Here is a 17,847-nt window from a genome sequence, read left to right as displayed (position 1 = left end):
TTGGAACGCTACAGCGCCGCGCGTCTTTCAGACGCGCAAAGGACGCCGTAGGGGACTATGCAGTAGCCCGTCGGCCGGGTCGACAAACGGCCGCTATCGCCGCCGGAACTTGTTGGCGGCGTCGATCGCCGCCTTCTGCTGGGTGTCCTCGATGCCGAGGTAGAAATCCTCGAGCGCCGGATCGGCGAGCCCGGCCCGGCGCGACAGCACGTACCACTTCGCCGCCTCGATCGGATTGGGCGCCGTGCCGATCGCATTGATATAGAGATGGGCGAGCTTGTTCTGCGCGGCGACATTGCCGCCATTGGCGGCAAGTTTCAGCCATTCGAAGCCCTTGACGTAATCCTTCGGCCCGCCGACGCCGTTGACGAGCCAGATGCCGAGATCGAGCTGGGCCGTGTCGAAGCCGGCGCGCGCCGCGCGTACCATCCACTCGCGGGCGAGCTTCTTCTTTTCCTCCGGCAGGTCCTTCAGCGTCGCATAGATCTGCGCCACGGCATATTGCGAATCGGCAATGCCCTGCTCGGCCGATTTCTCGTAGAATGGCAGCGCCAGCCTCAGTCCCTTCTCACCGGGATTGTCGGCGATGAGAAGCTGTGCCCAGTTGAATTCCGCCGAAGGATTGCCCGCCTCGGCCGCCTTGTGCATGTAGTCGTCGGCCTTGACCTTGTCACGCGGCACGCCCTCGCCTTCCATCAGGATCAGCGCATATTTGAACATCGCCGCCGCATCGCCGCCTTCGGCCGCCTTGCCGTACCAGAAAGCGGCGTTCGTCACGTCCTTCTTGACGCCGAGGCCCTGCGAGAGGATTTCGCCGATCAGCGTCTGCGCCGCCGGATCGCCGAGCTGGGCGCGCGGCAGCGCCTTGTCCATTGCCGTCAGGTAATAACCGCGCTGGAAGGCGCCGTAAGCCTCGTCGATCGGCCCCTTATAATCCTTCTCCGGCGGCAGGTCCGGCAGCTTCGCGCCCATGCGGTCGAATACGCCGACACCATCGGAGGGTTGCACGCCCGGGCTGGAAGGCCGGTCGGTGCGGAAGGTCGAAGCCGGCCCCGTGCCCGGCTGGCTGATGACGCTGTCCGGCGCCTGCGCCAAGGCAATATTCGGCCCGGCCGCAAGGAAGGCGGCCATACCGGCGAGGAGATATTTCAAAAGACGGGCGGGCGGGATCGGCATGAGCGCGATTTCAATCCTCAAACCGTGGCGCTTTTTCGTCAAGCAACGCATTGATCTCGGCAACGACGGCCGGCGCCCGGGCGGGCTCGCCGAAAACCGCTAGCCGCATCGCCACGAACTCCGCTCCGGTCTCGGCGACGGCGAGCGCCGAGGCTGGATCGGTGCCGCCCATGACGATGCAGGGAATCTCGATCATCGAGGCCCACCATTCGCCGAGCGCCAGGTTCTTCGGATGCGCCTCCGGCTTGATGTCGCCGTCGAGCTTGCCGAAGAAGATATAGTCCGGCCTGACTTCGCCGATCTCCAGCGCATGGTGCCGGTCGGCCGCGTTGCCGCCGCCGACGATCAGCTTCGGCGCATGTTTGTCGATCGCCTCCGAAAGGGCCTCCGCATTGGCGGAAAGGTGCAGGCCGTCGGCCTTCGCCCGGCCTGCGACACGGCTGTCGCCTGCAATCAGCGCGGCGGCGCCAGCGCCCTGGATCAACGGCACCAGCTTTTCGGCATGTTTCTGGAAGGTGCCGTCGTCGAGCCCGTATTGCGGCACGATCACCGAAGCGACATCGCCGCCCTTCAGCGCGTCGGCGACGATCTTTGCCTGTTCATCGGCATCGGCGATATCGGCTACGATGAGCACAAGACGGCAGCGGTTTTCCGGTTCGGTCATGGGGTCTTTCCGTTTCCTGCGAATTCCCCTTCGAAATGAGGGATCCGCACTCGTTTTGTGTGAGTAGTTCCGTTAGACGAGGCTGGCAAGAGGAGGACGTCGAAAGCATGCCGCAGGATTTGTCATTCTACTACGCCGCCGTGCCCGCCGTTCTGCTGGTGGGCCTCGCAAAGGGCGGCATGGGCGACGCTTTGTCGCTGATCGGCTTGCCCTTCCTCGCCCTTGTCGTCTCGCCGGTCGAGGCAGCGGCCATCCTGCTGCCGATCCTGGTTTTCATGGACATGATCTCGCTCGTCATCTGGCGCAAGCATGGCGACTGGGCGACGCTGAAGATCATGCTGCCAGGCGCCGTCATCGGCATTGCGCTGGGCTGGGCGACCTCGGCGCTGGTTCCGGGAAATATGCTGCGCATCGTCATCGGCGCGGTGACCATCCTCTTCTGCCTGCGCTATTTCTGGAGCAATTTCGGCCCGGGCGCCGGCAGGGTGGTGCCGCCGCGCAGCCAGCGGCCGGTGGCCGCCAACCTCTGGGGCACATTTTCCGGTTACGGCAGCTTCGTCGCCCATGCCGGCGGTGCGCCCTTCCAGATCTATGCCCTGCCGCTCAGATTGCAGCCACGCGAATATACCGGCACCAGCGTGCGCTTCTTCGCGATCCTCAACGCCATCAAGCTGATCCCCTATTTTGCGCTCGGTCAACTCGGCACCCAGAACCTTGCGACCTCCGCAACGCTTCTGCCCTTCGCCCCGCTCGCCACCATCGCCGGCGCCTGGTGCGTGCGCCGCATGAAGCCACAGATCTTCTATCCCTTTATGTATGCAATGGCGCTGATCGCCGCCTTCCTGATCGTGCGCGAGGGCCTTGGCTGGTAAGAGGCCCTACAGCGCCGCTGCACTTCGCATTGCTGCAATTCGCTGCAATGCACAATTTCCTTGCTGGCGCGGCCGGTTTGACGTAGCGTTGCCGCCATGTCGAACACCGACCCTTTCTCTGCGATTGCCGATCCGAACCGGCGGTTTCTGCTGGAGGAATTGCGTCGCGCGCCACGGACGGTCAATGAGCTCGCCGAAGGCCTGCCGATCAGCCGTCCAGCTGTTTCACAGCACCTGAAGGCGCTTCTCGACAGCAATCTCGTTTCCGTGACCTCGGAAGGCACCAAACGCATCTACACGGTCAATAACCGCGGCTTCGACAAGCTCAATTTGTGGCTGGATCAGTTCTGGGCCTGATGCAGGTTCCCATAAGATCTGGGGATACGATGCGAATCATAAGAACGCGATGCGGGACGTGACAGACCCAAAAGCGCCAGCCACGATGCCGGATGCATCGGACTGGCGCAAATATGGTGTCAAATCACCGGTTCTTGCAAATTTTTGGCGGAATGGATGGATTTACCTTGTTGCGCAAGATGATCGCCCGGCGACCCTTGGGAAGATTAGTGGACGGATGACTTAAGACGCTGAATCTCGTCCTTGATGCGCAGCTTGCGGCGCTTGCATTCAGCAAGCTCCGTATCCGAAATAGAGGGAGATGTTCTGAGCGCGTGCAACTCCTCCTCGAGAGCGACATGCTTTTTCTGGAGTGACTCAAGATGAGCTTGAACAGTCATATGACCCTTCCTTCCTCTTACCCTCCCCGGCCAACATCGTCGGGGATCAAGGTGTCAACGGGCGGGACTGTGACATATTTTTGAAGGCTTGTCGAAGGCCAAAAGATGAAGACTGGATGGCAATTTCATGATCAAGACTAACTAGCCGTTACCTGTATTTGGTGATAGGAGCTTGCGGAAATCATCGCCAGATCGGACAAGGTCCAAGGACGATAACGGGGAATGCATATGGCCGATCAGGAACAGGCGGAAATCAGGCTCATAGTGGCGCGCCTGCGCCAGGAGCACGAGGATTTCGACGCCGCGATCAACGCCATGATCCAGACCGGATGCGACGCTCTGCGGATCCAGCGCATGAAAAAGAAGAAGCTCGTTATCAAGGACAGGCTCTCCAAGCTGGAAGATCAGATCATCCCTGACATCATCGCCTGAGAGGGAATAGCAGCAACGATGACAGACAGACCACCCGTCGCCATCATCATGGGCAGCCAGTCCGACTGGGAGACCATGAAAAACGCCGCCGACACGCTGGAGGCGCTGGAAATTCCCTATGACGCGCGCATCATTTCGGCGCACCGCACAGTCGACCGGCTGGTCAATTTCGCCAAGGGCGCACGCGCGGAGGGCTTCAAGGTCATCATCGCCGGCGCCGGCGGCGCCGCCCACCTGCCGGGTATGACCGCCGCGATGACGCCGCTGCCGGTCTTCGGCGTGCCGGTCCAGTCGAAAGCCCTGTCCGGCCAGGACAGCCTCCTTTCCATCGTGCAGATGCCGGCCGGTATTCCTGTCGGTACGCTCGCCATCGGCAAGGCCGGCGCGGTCAACGCCGCCCTTCTCGCCGCCGCCGTGCTTGCCCTTTCCGACGAAGAAATTGCCGACCGGCTCGACGAATGGCGCGCGCGCCAGAGTGCTGCCGTCGCCGAATACCCGATGGACGATCTATGACGGCACGAACGATCGGCATTATCGGCGGCGGCCAGCTCGGCCGCATGCTGGCCATTGCCGCCGCCAGGTTGAATTTTCGCACGGTCGTCCTCGATCCGCAGGCAGACTGCCCAGCCGCCCAGCTCGCCAACCGGCAGATTACCGCCGCCTATGACGATCCCTCGGCGCTGGCCGAACTCGCCGATATCTGCGACGTCGTCACCTACGAATTCGAGAACGTGCCCGTCGTAGCCGCCGAAACGCTCTCGGCGAGTGTGTCCGTCTATCCGCCGCCGAAGGCGCTGGAAGCAGCCCAGGACCGCCTCGTCGAAAAGCGCTTTCTCAATGGCTGCGGCATATCAACCGCCCGCTTCCACACGATCGACAGCCAGGCCGATCTCGAGACGGCACTGAAGGATTTGGGCGGCCAGGGCGTGCTGAAGACCCGCCGTCTCGGTTATGACGGCAAGGGCCAGAAGGTTTTCCGCTCGGCGGCCGACAGTCCGGATGGCGCCTATGCAGCACTTGGCGGCGTGCCGCTCATCCTCGAAAGCTTCGTTGCCTTCGAGCGCGAGGTCTCGATCATCGCCGCCCGCGCCACCGACGGGACGGTCGTCTGCTTCGATCCCGCCGAGAATGTCCACCGCAACGGCATTCTCCACACCTCGACGGTTCCCGCTGCGATCTCTGCGCCGGCGGCGGACGCCGCGCGCCAATCGGCCGAGAAAATCCTTTCTGCATTGAACTATGTCGGCGTCATCGGCATCGAATTCTTCGTGCTTGCCGATGGCGGCCTGGTCGCCAACGAGATGGCGCCACGTGTCCACAACTCCGGTCACTGGACGGAAGCCGCCTGCGTCGTCAGCCAGTTCGAGCAGCATATCCGCGCCGTTGCCGGCCTGCCGCTCGGCAATGCCGAGCGCCATTCCGACTGCGTCATGCAGAACCTGATCGGCGACGATATCCTTGCCGTTCCCGACTGGCTGCGGCGCCCCGATACGCTGGTTCATCTCTATGGCAAGACCGAGTGGCGCCCCGGCCGCAAGATGGGCCATGTCACCACCTTGACGCCGAAATCGCCGGTTTTGGCCTGAGAAAACACCCCTGTGCCTTGGGAAAAACACCTTCATGTGGTTGACACGGAAAAGGTGACGGGGTATCTGCTCCCCCACCTAAACAGCGCGCCCGATGGCGCGCTTTTGATTGTTAAAGATACGGGCGAATGTGAATTCCCCCATAGAGATCGCGGATCAGAAAAATGAAGATCAAGAATTCGCTCAAGTCGCTCAAGGCTCGTCACCGTGACAACCGTCTGGTTCGCCGCAAGGGCCGCATGTACATCATCAACAAGCTGAACCCGCGTTTCAAGGCTCGTCAGGGCTGATTTCGCACGTCCGGATCGCCCTGCCGCGTGAGCTTGCGCCGGCAGATATATCCGGTGGGTCGCTGCGGTGATCACGTCAAATTTGTTTGATCTTCGGCGCTGGCGGGCTAATATGTCCGCCATGCGCTTTTTTGCTTTGACATCAGCGGCGCTGCCGCTCGCCCTCATTCTGCTCACCTCCTCCTTTCCGGCCGCCGCCGCGGAACAGCCGGCCGCCGCCACGAAAAAGGAGGTTATCGTCGAGCAGGCGGATGCCAACAATTCGCCGAAGCAGCACCTCGACCAGCTCTTCAGCCAGCTGAAGCGTGAACGCGATCCCGAAAAGGCCAGCGGCATCGCCAATGAAATCCGCATGGAATGGAACGATTCGGGCAGTGCCACCGTCAATCTGCTGATGCAGTGGGCCGACAAGGCGATCGAGGAAAAGCGCAACCCCGCCGCCCTCGATTTCCTCGACGAGGCGATCGCGCTGAAGCCCGATTATGCCGAAAGCTGGAACCGCCGCGCCACGCTGAATTTCGTCATGGGCAATTATCGCAAGTCGATGTCCGATATCGAGCGTGTGCTCGATCTCGAGCCGCGCCATTTCGGTGCGCTCTCCGGCATGGCGGCGATCCTCAGCAATTCCGGCAACGACCAGCTGACCTTGAAGGCGTGGGAGCGTTTTCTCGATATCTATCCCGCCGAACGCACCGCCCAGGAACAGGCTAACACGCTTGCGGAAAAACTTGCCGGCAACCGCACCTGATTCCCGGGCGGCGACCTTGACGTCGGATCACCCTGCACAATTTTAGAATAGAGAGGGAACGATGTGGCGGTTGTCCGCTCACAGGACGTCCCGCAATTATCGCTCGTTGAAATCATGCTTGCAGAAGTTTCCGCTCTTCTCGCCCCGCTCGCCGCCGCCATCGGTTACTCATCCTATAAGGCGCGGCAATTCGAACACGCCTATCCGAATATCGGCGAACTGACGGATGTCGGCGGCTTCCGCATGAATGCCGTCCACGTCGAGCGTCCCGAAAATGCGGATCTGCCGGCGCTGGTCTTCATTCACGGCGCCAGCGGCAATCTGCTCGACCAGGTCGTTGCCTTCCGCGCCGCACTCGAAGGCCGGGCGGAAATGCTGTTCGTCGATCGTCCCGGTCATGGCTATTCCGAACGCGGCGGCCCTGAGAACGCCGTCCCCTCCGGCCAGGCAGATGCAATCGCCAGGCTGATGGAGAAGCGTGGCATCGGGAAGGCGATCATCGTCGGCCATTCCTTCGGCGGCGCGATCACCGCCGCCTTCGGCCTGCGCCATCCTGATAAGACCGCCGGCCTGCTCTTCCTCGCGCCCGCCACCCATCCCTGGCCTGGTGGTATCGACTGGTATTATCATGTGGCGACCGCGCCGATCATCGGCTGGCTCTTCAACCACGCGTTCGTCGTGCCGCTCGGGCTCCGGCGACTGGAGCGCGGCACGCTGAACATCTTCCGCCCCAATCCACGCCCGGCCGACTACATCGAAAAAACCGGTCCGTCGCTGGTGCTGCGGCCCAACGCTTTCCATAACAACGCTGCCGATTTCAAAAGACTGCTCGCCTATGTGAAGGAGCAGTCGCTGCTCTATTCGCAGATCACCGCACCGACCGTCATCATAACGGGCGACCGCGACGAGATTGTCTGGGAACACCTGCATTCACGCGGCCTTGCCCGCGATATATCAGGCTCCGAACTCATCACCGTTCGCGGCGTCGGCCACAAGCCGGATTACCTCGCAACCGATGTCGCCATCGCCGCCATAGAGAAGCTCGCCGGCAAGCCGCGCGACCTGCAGGCAATTGCCCGCAGAGCCGAGGAGAGGCTTGCCGCCGCCTCTCGCGATCAGAGGGCCGCAGCCGCACCGTCGTTAGAGCCTGCAGCGCCGCACGTCTTTTCCGACGCACAAAACACGCTGTAGCACTTTGAACTGCTGCATAATTTTGTCCTCAACATCGCCGGAAACCTGCCTCAGACACCGAGACGTATGCCGCCGTCGCAAGTGACGACATGGCCGCTCATGAAGCCGTTTCCGATCAGGAAGGCAATCACCTCCGCGATATCCTCCGGCCTGCCTACACGGCCGACCGGCGTGCGGCCGGCGAAATCCGCAAAGACGCTGCCGCGCTGCTCGGGCGGCAGGAAATTCCACCACGGCGTATCGACGACCCCAGGTGAAACGCCGTTGACACGTAGCGGCTTCAACTCGGCGGCAAGCACCGGCACCATCGCCTCGATGCCGGCATTGACGGCCGCAAGTCCAGCCGTGCCCGGCATCGCTGCCTGCGCGCTGACCGCCGAAACGAAGGTGATGCTGCCGCCCGGCTGCAGCAGCGGCAGTGCCGCCTGGGCTGCCGCGGCATGCGGAATGAGCTTGGTCTGAAACCCAGCAAGCAGATCCGCCATGTCGAGCGTCGCGAAGGGTCCGGCGCCGTGACCGCTGCCCATCGCCAGCACGAGATGACCGAATGCGCCGATCCCGGCAAAAGCCTCCCCGATCCCGGAAAGCTCCGCTGCATCGAGCACCAGGCTGCGTAGCTCGCCCTCGAGCGATGCCGTTGCCGCGGCAAGCTTTTCGCCGTCGCGGCCCACAATGGTCACCGTATATCCCTGTTTCAAAAGTAATCTCGCCGTGGCAAGGCCGATGCCGGAAGAACCGCCGATGACGACCACATGCTGCAAAGACATGATGCTGCTCCTTGAATTGATCGAGCCGCAGGCGCTTCAACCACCTGCGACACGTCAATCATGCGCGGCCCGGAAACGGCAAACAGTTCCAGTTTTATCCTGGTATCGATACTGATATGATTGCCGCCATGGACCAGAGACCCGACACATTCGAAGCCCGCCGCCGTGAATTCGCAGCCTTTCTGCGCTCCCGTCGCGAGCGGCTGACGCCCTCCGAGGTTGGCCTGCCGGAGGGGTTTCGCCGGCGCACGCCGGGTCTCCGCCGTGAGGAGCTCGCCATGCTCGCCGGCGTCGGCACCACCTGGTACACCTGGCTGGAACAGGGGCGCGACATCCGGCCCTCCATGCAGGTGCTCAACGCCCTTGCCGATGCGCTGCGCCTCGACGAGGCCGAACGCCGACATCTCTTCACCCTCAACAATCGGCAAGTGCCTCAGGCAGTCTCGTCCGCACCCGAATGTGTCGACGAGCCGTTGCAGCGCATGCTTGCCAACCTGACCCACCAACCGGCCTATGTGCTCGGCCGCCGGTGGGACGTGCTCGCCTGGAACCGCGCTGCCGAGGTGCTGTTCGGCGGTTACGACACGCTCGACCGCGACGAGCGCAATATAATGCATCGCCTCTTCGCCGACCCGGCGCATCGCCAGCTGCTCGTCGACTGGGAGGCAGTTGCCCGCGTGTCGCTGGCGATGTTTCGCGCCGACAGTGCGCGTTATGCCGGCGATCCGGATTTCGAGCGGTTGATCGCGCTGCTGAAACAGGCAAGCGCGGAGTTTCGTGACTGGTGGCAGCGCCACGAGGTCGTCAGTCCGCTGTCCGGCATCAAGCGCATCAACCATCCCGTCAAGGGCCGCATGTCCTTCGAACATACCGGCCTGACACTGACCAGCCGGCCGGAGATGAAGCTCATCGTCTACACGCCGCTCGATGACGACGACACCACCCGGAAACTCACCGAACTGCTGACGCTTTAGGTTTTGTTTTTACCCATGTCATCGTCGCAAAGCGCTGCACAGTTTTGCGCGACATGATTTAAAGCCAACCCCTTGCATTGCCACAGGCCCAGGCAGTCCCATATGTTTTTCCATCATTGTCCATAGGAGGGGAAATCATGGGCCGCCTGCATATCGGGACGATCTCCGTCATATCAGCATTCTCGCTGAGCCTGACCTCGGCTTTCGCCGCCTCGCCTGCACCCGTCGAAGCCGAGCACGGCATGGTCGTCACTGCCCAGCATCTGGCGACCGATGTCGGCGTCGAGGTGCTGAAAGGCGGCGGCAACGCCGTCGATGCAGCGGTCGCCGTCGGTTATGCACTGGCGGTGGTCTATCCCGCGGCCGGCAACCTCGGCGGTGGCGGCTTCATGACTATCCGCCTGAAGGATGGCACCAAGACCTTCCTCGATTTCCGCGAACGCGCGCCACTTGCCGCAACGAAGACCATGTATCTCGACGCCAAGGGCGATATCGTGCCGCGCGCCAGCCTCGACGGGTATCTTGCCGTCGGCGTACCGGGCTCCGTCATGGGCTTCGAGACCGCGCGCGAGAAATACGGCACCAAGTCGCGCGAAGAACTGATCGCACCGGCGCTCCGCTTCGCCAAGGAAGGTTTCACGCTGGAACAGGGCGACGCCGCAAGTTTCGCTGGCAACGCCAAGCGCCTCGCCAAGGATGAAGCCACGGCAAAGATCTTCCTGAAACCTGATGGTAAACCCTATGCATCAGGCGAAAAACTCCAGCAGCCGGACCTTGCCGCAGTCCTGGCAGGCATCTCCGAAAAAGGTCCCGACGCCTTCTACAAGGCCGCGCCCGCCGAGGCGATCGTCAAGGCGAGCCAGGCCAAGGGCGGTATCCTCGCCAAGGAGGATTTCGAGCAATATGCCGTGCGCGAACTGAAGCCGATCGAGTGCAATTACCGCGGCTACGACATCATCTCTTCGCCGCCGCCGTCTTCCGGCGGCGTCATCATCTGCGAGATCCTCAACGTTCTGGAAGGATACCCGCTTTCCTATCTCGGCTATAACTCGGCCGAAACCGTGCACATCATGGTCGAGGCGATGCGTTATGCCTATGTCGACCGCAATGCTGCACTCGGCGATCCCGATTTCGTCGAGAACCCGGTCACAAAGCTGCTCGACAAGAAGTATGCTTTGGAGATCGCCGCCAAGATCGACCCTTACAAGGCCGGTACCTCGGCGAACCTGAAGCCGCTCGGCGGCAAGGAAAGCACCGAGACCACGCATTATTCGATCATCGACGACGAGGGCAATGCGGTCGCGGTCACCTATACGCTGAATGGCTCCTTCGGTGCCGCGGTCGTAGCGCCCGGCACCGGTGTCCTGCTCAACAACGAGATGGACGACTTCACCTCCAAGCCCGGCGTGCCGAACCTCTACGGACTGGTGCAGGGCGAGGCCAATGCCATCGCCCCGAAGAAGACGCCGCTCTCCTCGATGAGCCCGACGATCGTCACCCGAGACGGCAAGCCCTTCATGGTCATCGGCAGCCCCGGCGGCTCGCGCATCATCACCATCACGCTGGAAGCGATCCTCAATGTCGTCGATTTCGGCATGGATATCAGTCAGGCGGTCAACGCCCCGCGTCTCCACCACCAATGGCAGCCCGACAAGGTCTTTATCGAACCCTATGCACTTTCGCCGGATACGGAAAAGACGCTCGCAGCCATGGGCTACAGCTTCGACGGCGGCAACGACACGCCACAATGGGGCCAGGCCGCCGGCATCCTCGTCGGCGGCAAAAGCCTTGCGGCCATCGCAAAAGGCGGCGGCGCCCGCTACAACGGCGCCATGGACAGCCGCGCGGCAGAAGGGTCTGCAAGCGGCTACTGACGCTTCGGGGATCGCCTGATCAAACCGTCGGCGGAAGCGCAACGCGGCTGAAGAAGCAGCGGTGGCACCATTCATGTCACCGTGACAAAGTCGCCGTTCACAATTGGCTTGCCGCGCCCTATGCATGGGCGAACCCGCAAGCAGAAAGATTCCCGAATGGCCAGCATTGAAATGATTGTCGCAGCTCGCGCCCGTCTGCGCGGTCATGCAAGGCGCACGCCGCTTCTCTCCTCCCCTTTCCTCGATGAGATCGCCGGCCGGCGTCTGTTCGTGAAAGCGGAATGTCTGCAGCATTCCGGCTCGTTCAAGTTTCGCGGCGGCTGGTCGGCCGTCTCAGGCCTCGATGCTGCGGTACGCTCGAAGGGCGTCATCGCCTTCTCCTCCGGCAACCACGCCCAGGGCGTTGCGCTTGCGGCCAAGCTGCACAATATCCCCTCCGTCATCATCATGCCGAGCGATGCGCCGAAGCTGAAGATTGCCAACACCCGCGCCTTCGGCGCCGAAGTCGTGCTCTACGACCGCGTCAACGAGGATCGCGACGAGATCGGCGCGAGACTTTCGGCCGAGCGCGGCCTGACGCTGATCAAGCCCTTCGACGAACCGCTGGTCATCGCCGGTCAGGGCACGACCGGTCTCGAAATCTCCGAACAGGCGGAAGAGGAAGGCGTGACGTCAGCCGAGGTCCTCGTTCCCTGCGGCGGCGGCGGATTGACCTCTGGCATTGCGCTCGCCCTCGAGGCCAGCGCCCCCGGCTTTCGCGTGCGCCCCTGCGAGCCCAAGGATTTCGACGACACCACCCGCTCGCTCGCCTCCGGCAAGATCGAACGCAACGCGGCGGTGTCAGGCTCGATCTGCGATGCGATCGTCACGCCGCAGCCGGGCAACATCACCTTTCCGATCCTCAAGCGCCTCGCCGGCGCCGGCATCGTCGTCACCGACGAGGAGGCGCTGCGCGCCATGGCGCTCGCCTTCACACGGCTGAAGATCGTCGTCGAGCCCGGCGGCGCTGTGGCGCTCGCCGCCGCCCTCTTCCATGGCGATGCCCTGGAAAGCGACACGGTCGTCGTGGTCACCTCCGGCGGCAATGTCGATGCCGATATCTTCGCCATGGCTTTGGAACGTTTCGGCTGAACATCGTGCAAGTGAACGCCGTCGACCATCCGCAGCAGCAGCCGCGGATGGTTTCTATCTTTTATAATTACGCGACCTTGTAGCGTTTCGCCGGCGCGGTGCGTGAGAGGTTCGGCATCAATGCCTGACGCGCCTGCTCGTAGGCGGCAAGCAGGCCTGCATCCTCAAGCGAGGGGATCGTTGCAAATTCGCCCTGCTCAAGACCTGCGAGCGACGCATCGACCATATTTTCTGCCGACATCACGATCTCATTCGGCAAATGTTCGACCGGCGTGCCGGCGATGTCCCAGAATTCCGTGGCGGTGGCGCCGGGCAGCACGGCCTGCACGCGAATGTTCTTCTCCGCCAGTTCGTGCTTCAGCGACTGGCTGAAGGCGAGCACGAAGGCTTTCGTACCGCCGTAAACGCCGTTCAGCAGCTCCGGCGCGATCGCTACGATGGACGCAATATTGATGATCGTGCCGCCGCCGCGTGTAGCGAAACCCGGCACGGCGGCATAGGTCAGCCGCGTCAGCGCCGTGACGTTGAGCTCGATCATCTCCTGCATCTTTTCGACATCGGCGGAAAGCAGCGGCGCCGTTCCACCGACACCGGCATTGTTGACCAGAAGCGTGATGCTCCGGTCATCCTTCAACACCCCTTCGATGCGGCCGAGATCGGCCCGGTTGCCGAGATCGGCAACGACAGTCTCGACCGTCCGGCCGGTCTCATCGGTCAGCCGGCTTGCCAGCGTCTTCAACCGCTCGCCGTTGCGGGCAACGAGAATGAGATTGTAGCCCTGCTTCGCCAGCCTGTGGGCATAGACTGCGCCGATGCCCGAGGATGCGCCGGTCACCAGTGCCGTACCCTTATGGTCCTGTGTCATGATCCGTCTCCTTGCGTGCGCGCCGGCCCAATGCCTTGCGCTTGAGGAGAGTCTTACGCCCGATTGTGCGCGTCCTGAATGTCATATATACCACCTTTCAGGACATCCTCTTTTCAGGACGCGACGATCATGCAGCAAATCGGCTTTCTGCTCTATCCCGGCTTTCAGATCATGAGCCTGGCGGCCGTCTCCGCCTTCGAATTCGCCAATCTCGAACTCGAGGAAAAGGTTTACGAGATCCGCTACCTCTCCGAAAGTGGCGGGGCGGTTGCCAACTCGCTTGGCATGATGATGGAGACGGAGGCCTTCAGCACCCCGGCCCTCGACACCCTGATCGTGGCGGGCGCGCCCGATATCAGGCTGCCGAATGCCGCAGAAGCCGACTTCATTCGTGCCGCCCTGCCCGCCACACGTCGCTTGGCGTCGATCTGCACCGGCGCCTTCTTTCTTGCCGAAGCCGGCATCCTCGACGGCCGCCGCGCGACGACGCACTGGTATGTCTCTCGCGAGCTGCAAAGCCGCTATCCCAAGATAAAGATGGAAGAGGACCGGATCTTCATCATCGACGGTTCCATCTGGACCTCGGCAGGCATGACGGCCGGTCTCGACCTGGCTTTGGCGATGGTCGAGAAGGATCATGGTTTCGAGGTGGCGCGCGCCGTTTCCCGCAAGCTCGTCGTCTATCATCGCCGCGCCGGCGGCCAGTCGCAATTCTCAGCCCTTCTGGAACTGGAGCCAAAATCGGACCGGATCCAAAAGGCGCTCGCCCACGCCCGCAGCAATCTGAAATCGGCGCTCTCAGTCGAGGAGTTGGCGGAAGCCGCCCATCTCAGCCCCCGCCAGTTCAGCCGCGCCTTCCGCGCCGAAACCGGACAATCGCCGGCGAAGGCCGTCGAGAACCTGAGGCTGGAAGCGGCCCGGCTGATGATGGAGCAGGGCCGCCACCCGATCGATGTTGTTGCCCGCGAAACCGGCTTTGCCGATCGCGAGCGCATGCGCCGCGCCTTCCTTCGCGCTTTCGGTCAGCCGCCGCAGGCAATTCGTCGCGCCGCCTTGCAGGAACTGCAGATGTGATGCACCCAGCCTTTTGAACCGGATGTATTCTATCCTCGTTACCGCTCTTGAAGCGCCCGGCGGATTGCGATTTCGACCGGCGAATAGGCGCCGTCATCTCGTTCGAGCCGAAGCGGTTCGGAAGGCGCAAGGCCGGGCTGCGCCATGAAGCGCGGCTCCTTGCCGCGATGCATCTGCGCTGCATGGATGAGGAACGGATGGCACAGATAGACCGTGCCCGCCCGTCCCGTCGCCAATGCCAGCGGCCGCTCCTCCCCGACACGCTCCAGCCAGAGGTGGGCCATCCCTCCCTCGCCGGCCGGCTCAAGAAGGCGGGCGATATCCTTGTGCGAACCGACGCGGATACGGGTCGGCGCATCCTCCTCCCCGACATCCGAGAACAGGAAGAGCATCAGCAGCGCCCGCCCGCGCGAGGTGACGTTCACCCGCCAGGCGGAAAAGTCCCGTTGCTCATCCGGATTGGAATCCTCGCCGGGAAAGCTCAGGTCGACATGCCAACCGGCATCGCCGGGATCATCGGGATGGGGAAAACGGACCGGGAAACTGCCAAGCCCACTGCGTGGCTCCCAGCGCCCCTTGCCGACGAGCTGGTCGAAGGCCGAATGCAACACCGGCGTATTGACGGCTTTCTCGAATGGTCCGCCGCCATAACCGGCAAGTCGCACGACTGGCTGCGTCCACGTCTTTGGATCATCCGCATCGAAGGGAATGTCGCGCCACATGATGGCGCGAGCTTCCTTGGCCAATGCGCGGGGAAAAGCGTCGTCGATCCTGACGAAACCGTCCTCGATGAATTGCTCGATCTGCGCAGCACTCAGCGCCGCCGGATAAACATCTGATGTCATGACATATCTCTCTATCGCCAATCCTGCCGGCTCTTTCCTTGGCCGGACGCAGGGTGGTTACAGTCCACGGCGCCGCGCCAGCCGCGAAGGCTGGTCAGCGGCCGCATCTTCTGATGCCCGAAGGCAGAGCCTTAGAGGCTCAAGAAGAAGACCGAAGCGATATTGAGGGTGAACGACTTCATAGCGGTTCGAGGCTATAGGCTTGCGCCCGAGGGGTCAATGCGGAGATGTCAAGCCAACACCTCGCGCAGCGCGCCCTGCACGGACTGAAGCACGAGCTCGGCAAGCCGGGCAGCAGCCGGCTGCGGTTCGGCTTCCGCCCGATGCAGGACCAGACCGAGCTTTGGCAAATCCGGCAAGCCGATGGTCTCCGGCGCCAGCGGCCGGACCTTCGCCGGCAGGCCGATCGGCGTGCGGATGGTGAGACCGAGGCCTGCCGCCGTCGCGGCCCAGAGACCGCCGAGACTGGGACTGACGAAGGCGAGCCGCCAGGAGATGCCCGCCTCATCCAGCGCCTTGGTCGCTGCACTCCGCAACAGGCACGGCGCTTCCAGCGAGGCGAGCGGCATCGGCTCACCGCTTGCGGCTTGCCAACCCGGCTGCCCCTCGGAAGGTCCGATCCAGCGCATCGGCACTTCGCCGATCCGCTCGCAATGCGCCGTCAGCGCGCCATCGCTCCAGGCAAGCGCGAGATCGAGCTTGCCCGATGTGACGCGCTCGAGCAGTTCGGCATTGCGCACCACCCGCGCTTCGATGCGGACCTTCGGGTGGGCACGCGCAAAGCGGCCGAGCACATCAGGCAGCAGGGTCTCGCCGAAATCCTCCTGCAGGCCGAGCCGCACCCAGCCTTCCAGCTCGACGCTGTTGACGGCCGCAGCCGCCTCGTCGTTGAGCTCCAGCAGCCGCCTGGCATAACCGAGCATCGTCTCGCCGGCATCGGTCAGCGCCAGTCCGCGCCCCGCCTTGCGGAAGATCGGCGTGCCCGCCTGCTCCTCCAGCTTCTTCAGCTGCGCACTCACTGCCGAGGTCGAACGCCCGAGCCGCTCGGCCGCCTTGGCGAAATTGCCGAGTTCCATACCAGTCGAAAAGGTTCGAAGCACGTCGAGATCGAAGATCGTCCGTCGCATTGCATAATCCTATTTTTCAGGATCATTCATCCATAAAATTCTGATTTTCAGCACTATCCTGCCGTGCGATGGTTCTGCTGTCAAGGCCGACCGACGGCCTGAAACCATGGAGATCCCGATGCCCTTCGTTCGCATTTCCCTTCGCAAAGGCAAGTCGCCGGACTACCTCATGGCACTGGCCGGCAACATCCAGCGCGCCCTGGTCGAGACCTTCGACGTGCCCGAAAGCGACCGCTTCCAGGCTATCCACCAGCATGACGGCAACGAATTGATCTTCGACCGCAGCTATCTCGCCGGCCCGCGCTCGGACGACTTCGTCTATATCTCGATCACGATCGGCAGGCCTCGCACCGGCGAGATGAAGGCGGCGCTCTATCGGCGGCTCGCCGATCTCCTGGCGCAATCGCCGGGCCTCCGGCCTCAGGATGTGATGATCGTCATCAGCACCAGCGCACCGGAAGACTGGTCCTTCGGCGACGGTATTGCCCAGATGACCGACCCAGACTGGCGGCTTCGTGTGGCTGGAGGCCGACAATGAGCGCTTCGAACCCGAAGACCATGTCCGTCAGGCGCCCCGGCAAGGCAATCCGCTCGCCGGAGGGCGTCGCGACTGCACCCTTCTGGGTCGAGATGCTGCTCGAAGGCAGCGCCGATGGCGAGAACACCGCAATGCGCGCCACGCTTGGTCCCGGCACCATCACCCGCTGGCACACGCATCCCAGAGGCCAACTGCTCTATGTGCTTTCAGGTCATGGGTTGGCGCAGAACGACGGCGGCCCGATCGAAGCATTGCGTGCCGGCGATGCCGTCTGGTTTGCGCCCGGTGAGCGCCACTGGCATGGCGCCGCCGGCGACAGCCCCTTCAGCTACATCAGCGTCCAACCGGTGGAAAACGGCAGCGTCGTCGAATGGCTGCAACCGGTGGAGAGACAGTCATGATCGCCATGCAGTACAGCTTCACCCTGCCCGCCGATTACGACATGTCGATCATCGACCGCCGCATCCGCGACAAGGGTCCGCTGCTCGACGGCTTTCCCAATCTCGGCTTCAAAGCCTATCTCAGCGCTCGCAAGGGGGAGTTCGGCAGCCACGACAATCTCTATGCGCCCTTCTATCTCTGGCAGAGGCCGGAAGGAGCAAGCGACTTCCTCTGCGGCCCAGGTTTCGAGGCTCTCACCAGCGCCTTAGGCTGGCCGCAGGTGAGGACCTGGATCGTCTGGCAGGCAGAAATCTCGCCTGATATCGCCTCAGCCAAGTTCGCCACACGCGATGTCCTGCAGACAGAGCCTTATGCGCCGCTCGCCGACATCCGCCACGCCGAAAGCGCGCAGGCTGGAGCCGACGTAGAGACAGGCGACACACTCGCCTCCGTCTCCGGCTTCGAACCGACGACCTGGACGCGGGTACGCTTCAGGCTTTGGCGGGAGCTTCCCGAGATCGGCGAGCAAACGCAAGCCTATCGCGTCGGTCATCTATCCCTGCCTCGACCCTGAA

The 17,847-nt window shown here is 62.8% G+C and carries 22 protein-coding genes; 15 read left to right on the top strand and 7 right to left on the bottom strand.

The genetic code is table 11. The features are described 5' to 3' along the window. Positions 1-93 precede the first annotated feature (93 nt). Positions 94-1,176 carry a tetratricopeptide repeat protein gene (locus tag GR198_RS22345; RefSeq protein ID WP_029871924.1) on the bottom strand — a complete coding sequence of 361 codons (1,083 nt, stop codon included), beginning with the start codon at positions 1,174-1,176 and terminating at the stop codon, positions 94-96. A 10-nt stretch (positions 1,177-1,186) separates the two neighbouring features. Then, complete coding sequence (locus GR198_RS22340; protein WP_029871923.1) at positions 1,187-1,840, bottom strand: thiamine phosphate synthase; 654 nt, start codon at positions 1,838-1,840, stop codon at positions 1,187-1,189. A 107-nt stretch (positions 1,841-1,947) separates the two neighbouring features. On the opposite strand from GR198_RS22340, the gene GR198_RS22335 reads away from it, so the two are divergent. Together GR198_RS22335 and GR198_RS22330 are read left to right on the top strand one after the other, a co-directional pair. Continuing rightward, positions 1,948-2,712 carry a sulfite exporter TauE/SafE family protein gene (locus GR198_RS22335; protein WP_164069591.1) on the top strand — a complete coding sequence of 255 codons (765 nt, stop codon included), beginning with the start codon at positions 1,948-1,950 and terminating at the stop codon, positions 2,710-2,712. A gap of 96 nt (positions 2,713-2,808) precedes the next feature. Beyond that, positions 2,809-3,069, top strand: a complete 261-nt coding sequence (locus GR198_RS22330) for an ArsR/SmtB family transcription factor (protein WP_003542830.1) — start codon at positions 2,809-2,811, stop codon at positions 3,067-3,069. A gap of 206 nt (positions 3,070-3,275) precedes the next feature. Here GR198_RS22330 and GR198_RS22325 read toward each other — a convergent pair whose 3' ends face one another. Then, on the bottom strand, positions 3,276-3,449 hold the full coding sequence (locus tag GR198_RS22325; protein ID WP_003542831.1) for a YdcH family protein: 174 nt from the start codon (positions 3,447-3,449) through the stop codon (positions 3,276-3,278). Positions 3,450-3,677: 228 nt separating this feature from the next. On the opposite strand from GR198_RS22325, the gene GR198_RS22320 reads away from it, so the two are divergent. The 6 genes from GR198_RS22320 to GR198_RS22295 all read left to right on the top strand — a co-directional run bounded on the left by GR198_RS22320 (position 3,678) and on the right by GR198_RS22295 (position 7,696). Next, positions 3,678-3,881: a YdcH family protein gene (locus tag GR198_RS22320; protein WP_003542832.1), complete on the top strand. Its 204-nt coding sequence runs from the start codon at positions 3,678-3,680 to the stop codon at positions 3,879-3,881. An 18-nt stretch (positions 3,882-3,899) separates the two neighbouring features. Then, positions 3,900-4,394, top strand: coding sequence for a 5-(carboxyamino)imidazole ribonucleotide mutase (purE, locus tag GR198_RS22315; RefSeq protein WP_025395974.1), 495 nt, complete (start codon positions 3,900-3,902; stop codon positions 4,392-4,394). After that, the gene (locus tag GR198_RS22310) at positions 4,391-5,467 is read left to right on the top strand and encodes a 5-(carboxyamino)imidazole ribonucleotide synthase (RefSeq protein ID WP_029871921.1); all 1,077 of its coding nucleotides are present in this window, start codon (positions 4,391-4,393) and stop codon (positions 5,465-5,467) included. Before purE ends, GR198_RS22310 begins: the two co-directional genes overlap by 4 nt. A 164-nt stretch (positions 5,468-5,631) precedes the next feature. Next, positions 5,632-5,757 (top strand): type B 50S ribosomal protein L36, encoded by a 126-nt coding sequence (gene ykgO, locus GR198_RS22305; RefSeq protein WP_003542835.1) that lies wholly within the window; start codon positions 5,632-5,634, stop codon positions 5,755-5,757. Positions 5,758-5,869: 112 nt separating this feature from the next. After that, positions 5,870-6,505: a hypothetical protein gene (locus tag GR198_RS22300; RefSeq protein WP_003542836.1), complete on the top strand. Its 636-nt coding sequence runs from the start codon at positions 5,870-5,872 to the stop codon at positions 6,503-6,505. Between the two features lie 114 nt (positions 6,506-6,619). After that, on the top strand, positions 6,620-7,696 hold the full coding sequence (locus GR198_RS22295) for an alpha/beta fold hydrolase (protein ID WP_029871920.1): 1,077 nt from the start codon (positions 6,620-6,622) through the stop codon (positions 7,694-7,696). A gap of 50 nt (positions 7,697-7,746) precedes the next feature. On the opposite strand, the gene GR198_RS22290 is transcribed toward GR198_RS22295, so the two are convergent. Then, complete coding sequence (locus tag GR198_RS22290; RefSeq protein ID WP_025395977.1) at positions 7,747-8,463, bottom strand: SDR family oxidoreductase; 717 nt, start codon at positions 8,461-8,463, stop codon at positions 7,747-7,749. 116 nt (positions 8,464-8,579) lie between these two features. On the opposite strand from GR198_RS22290, the gene GR198_RS22285 reads away from it, so the two are divergent. The 3 genes from GR198_RS22285 to GR198_RS22275 all read left to right on the top strand — a co-directional run bounded on the left by GR198_RS22285 (position 8,580) and on the right by GR198_RS22275 (position 12,442). Beyond that, the gene (locus tag GR198_RS22285; RefSeq protein WP_029871919.1) at positions 8,580-9,437 is read left to right on the top strand and encodes a helix-turn-helix transcriptional regulator; all 858 of its coding nucleotides are present in this window, start codon (positions 8,580-8,582) and stop codon (positions 9,435-9,437) included. Positions 9,438-9,574: 137 nt separating this feature from the next. Then, the gene (ggt, locus tag GR198_RS22280) at positions 9,575-11,311 is read left to right on the top strand and encodes a gamma-glutamyltransferase (RefSeq protein ID WP_025395979.1); all 1,737 of its coding nucleotides are present in this window, start codon (positions 9,575-9,577) and stop codon (positions 11,309-11,311) included. Between the two features lie 156 nt (positions 11,312-11,467). Further along, positions 11,468-12,442, top strand: coding sequence for a threonine ammonia-lyase (locus tag GR198_RS22275; RefSeq protein ID WP_003542841.1), 975 nt, complete (start codon positions 11,468-11,470; stop codon positions 12,440-12,442). A 67-nt stretch (positions 12,443-12,509) separates the two neighbouring features. Here the strand turns inward: GR198_RS22275 and GR198_RS22270 are convergent, their stop codons facing one another. Beyond that, the gene (locus GR198_RS22270; protein WP_025395980.1) at positions 12,510-13,307 is read right to left on the bottom strand and encodes an SDR family NAD(P)-dependent oxidoreductase; all 798 of its coding nucleotides are present in this window, start codon (positions 13,305-13,307) and stop codon (positions 12,510-12,512) included. Positions 13,308-13,436: 129 nt separating this feature from the next. Between GR198_RS22270 and GR198_RS22265 the strand changes: the two genes are divergently transcribed. Further along, complete coding sequence (locus GR198_RS22265) at positions 13,437-14,381, top strand: GlxA family transcriptional regulator (RefSeq protein WP_029871918.1); 945 nt, start codon at positions 13,437-13,439, stop codon at positions 14,379-14,381. A gap of 38 nt (positions 14,382-14,419) precedes the next feature. On the opposite strand, the gene GR198_RS22260 is transcribed toward GR198_RS22265, so the two are convergent. Both GR198_RS22260 and GR198_RS22255 read right to left on the bottom strand, forming a co-directional pair. Further along, positions 14,420-15,226: a phytanoyl-CoA dioxygenase family protein gene (locus GR198_RS22260; RefSeq protein WP_025395982.1), complete on the bottom strand. Its 807-nt coding sequence runs from the start codon at positions 15,224-15,226 to the stop codon at positions 14,420-14,422. 230 nt (positions 15,227-15,456) lie between these two features. Further along, on the bottom strand, positions 15,457-16,353 hold the full coding sequence (locus GR198_RS22255; RefSeq protein ID WP_025395983.1) for a LysR substrate-binding domain-containing protein: 897 nt from the start codon (positions 16,351-16,353) through the stop codon (positions 15,457-15,459). A 118-nt stretch (positions 16,354-16,471) separates the two neighbouring features. Here GR198_RS22255 and GR198_RS22250 point away from each other — a divergent pair, with 118 nt between their 5' ends. From GR198_RS22250 to GR198_RS22240, 3 genes are read left to right on the top strand one after another with little or no spacing between them, the layout of a single operon-like run. Continuing rightward, on the top strand, positions 16,472-16,891 hold the full coding sequence (locus tag GR198_RS22250) for a tautomerase family protein (RefSeq protein WP_025395984.1): 420 nt from the start codon (positions 16,472-16,474) through the stop codon (positions 16,889-16,891). Further along, the gene (locus tag GR198_RS22245) at positions 16,888-17,292 is read left to right on the top strand and encodes a cupin domain-containing protein (RefSeq protein ID WP_029871917.1); all 405 of its coding nucleotides are present in this window, start codon (positions 16,888-16,890) and stop codon (positions 17,290-17,292) included. Before GR198_RS22250 ends, GR198_RS22245 begins: the two co-directional genes overlap by 4 nt. Further along, positions 17,289-17,846, top strand: a complete 558-nt coding sequence (locus GR198_RS22240; RefSeq protein ID WP_025395986.1) for a DUF4865 family protein — start codon at positions 17,289-17,291, stop codon at positions 17,844-17,846. Before GR198_RS22245 ends, GR198_RS22240 begins: the two co-directional genes overlap by 4 nt. Position 17,847: the final 1 nt, after the last annotated feature.

Source organism: Rhizobium leguminosarum, assembly GCF_010668065.1.
Classification (GTDB): Bacteria; Pseudomonadota; Alphaproteobacteria; order Rhizobiales; family Rhizobiaceae; genus Rhizobium; species Rhizobium leguminosarum_S.
Note: the sequence above shows the minus strand (reverse complement) of the source record. Positions and strands in the feature narration are given on the sequence as shown.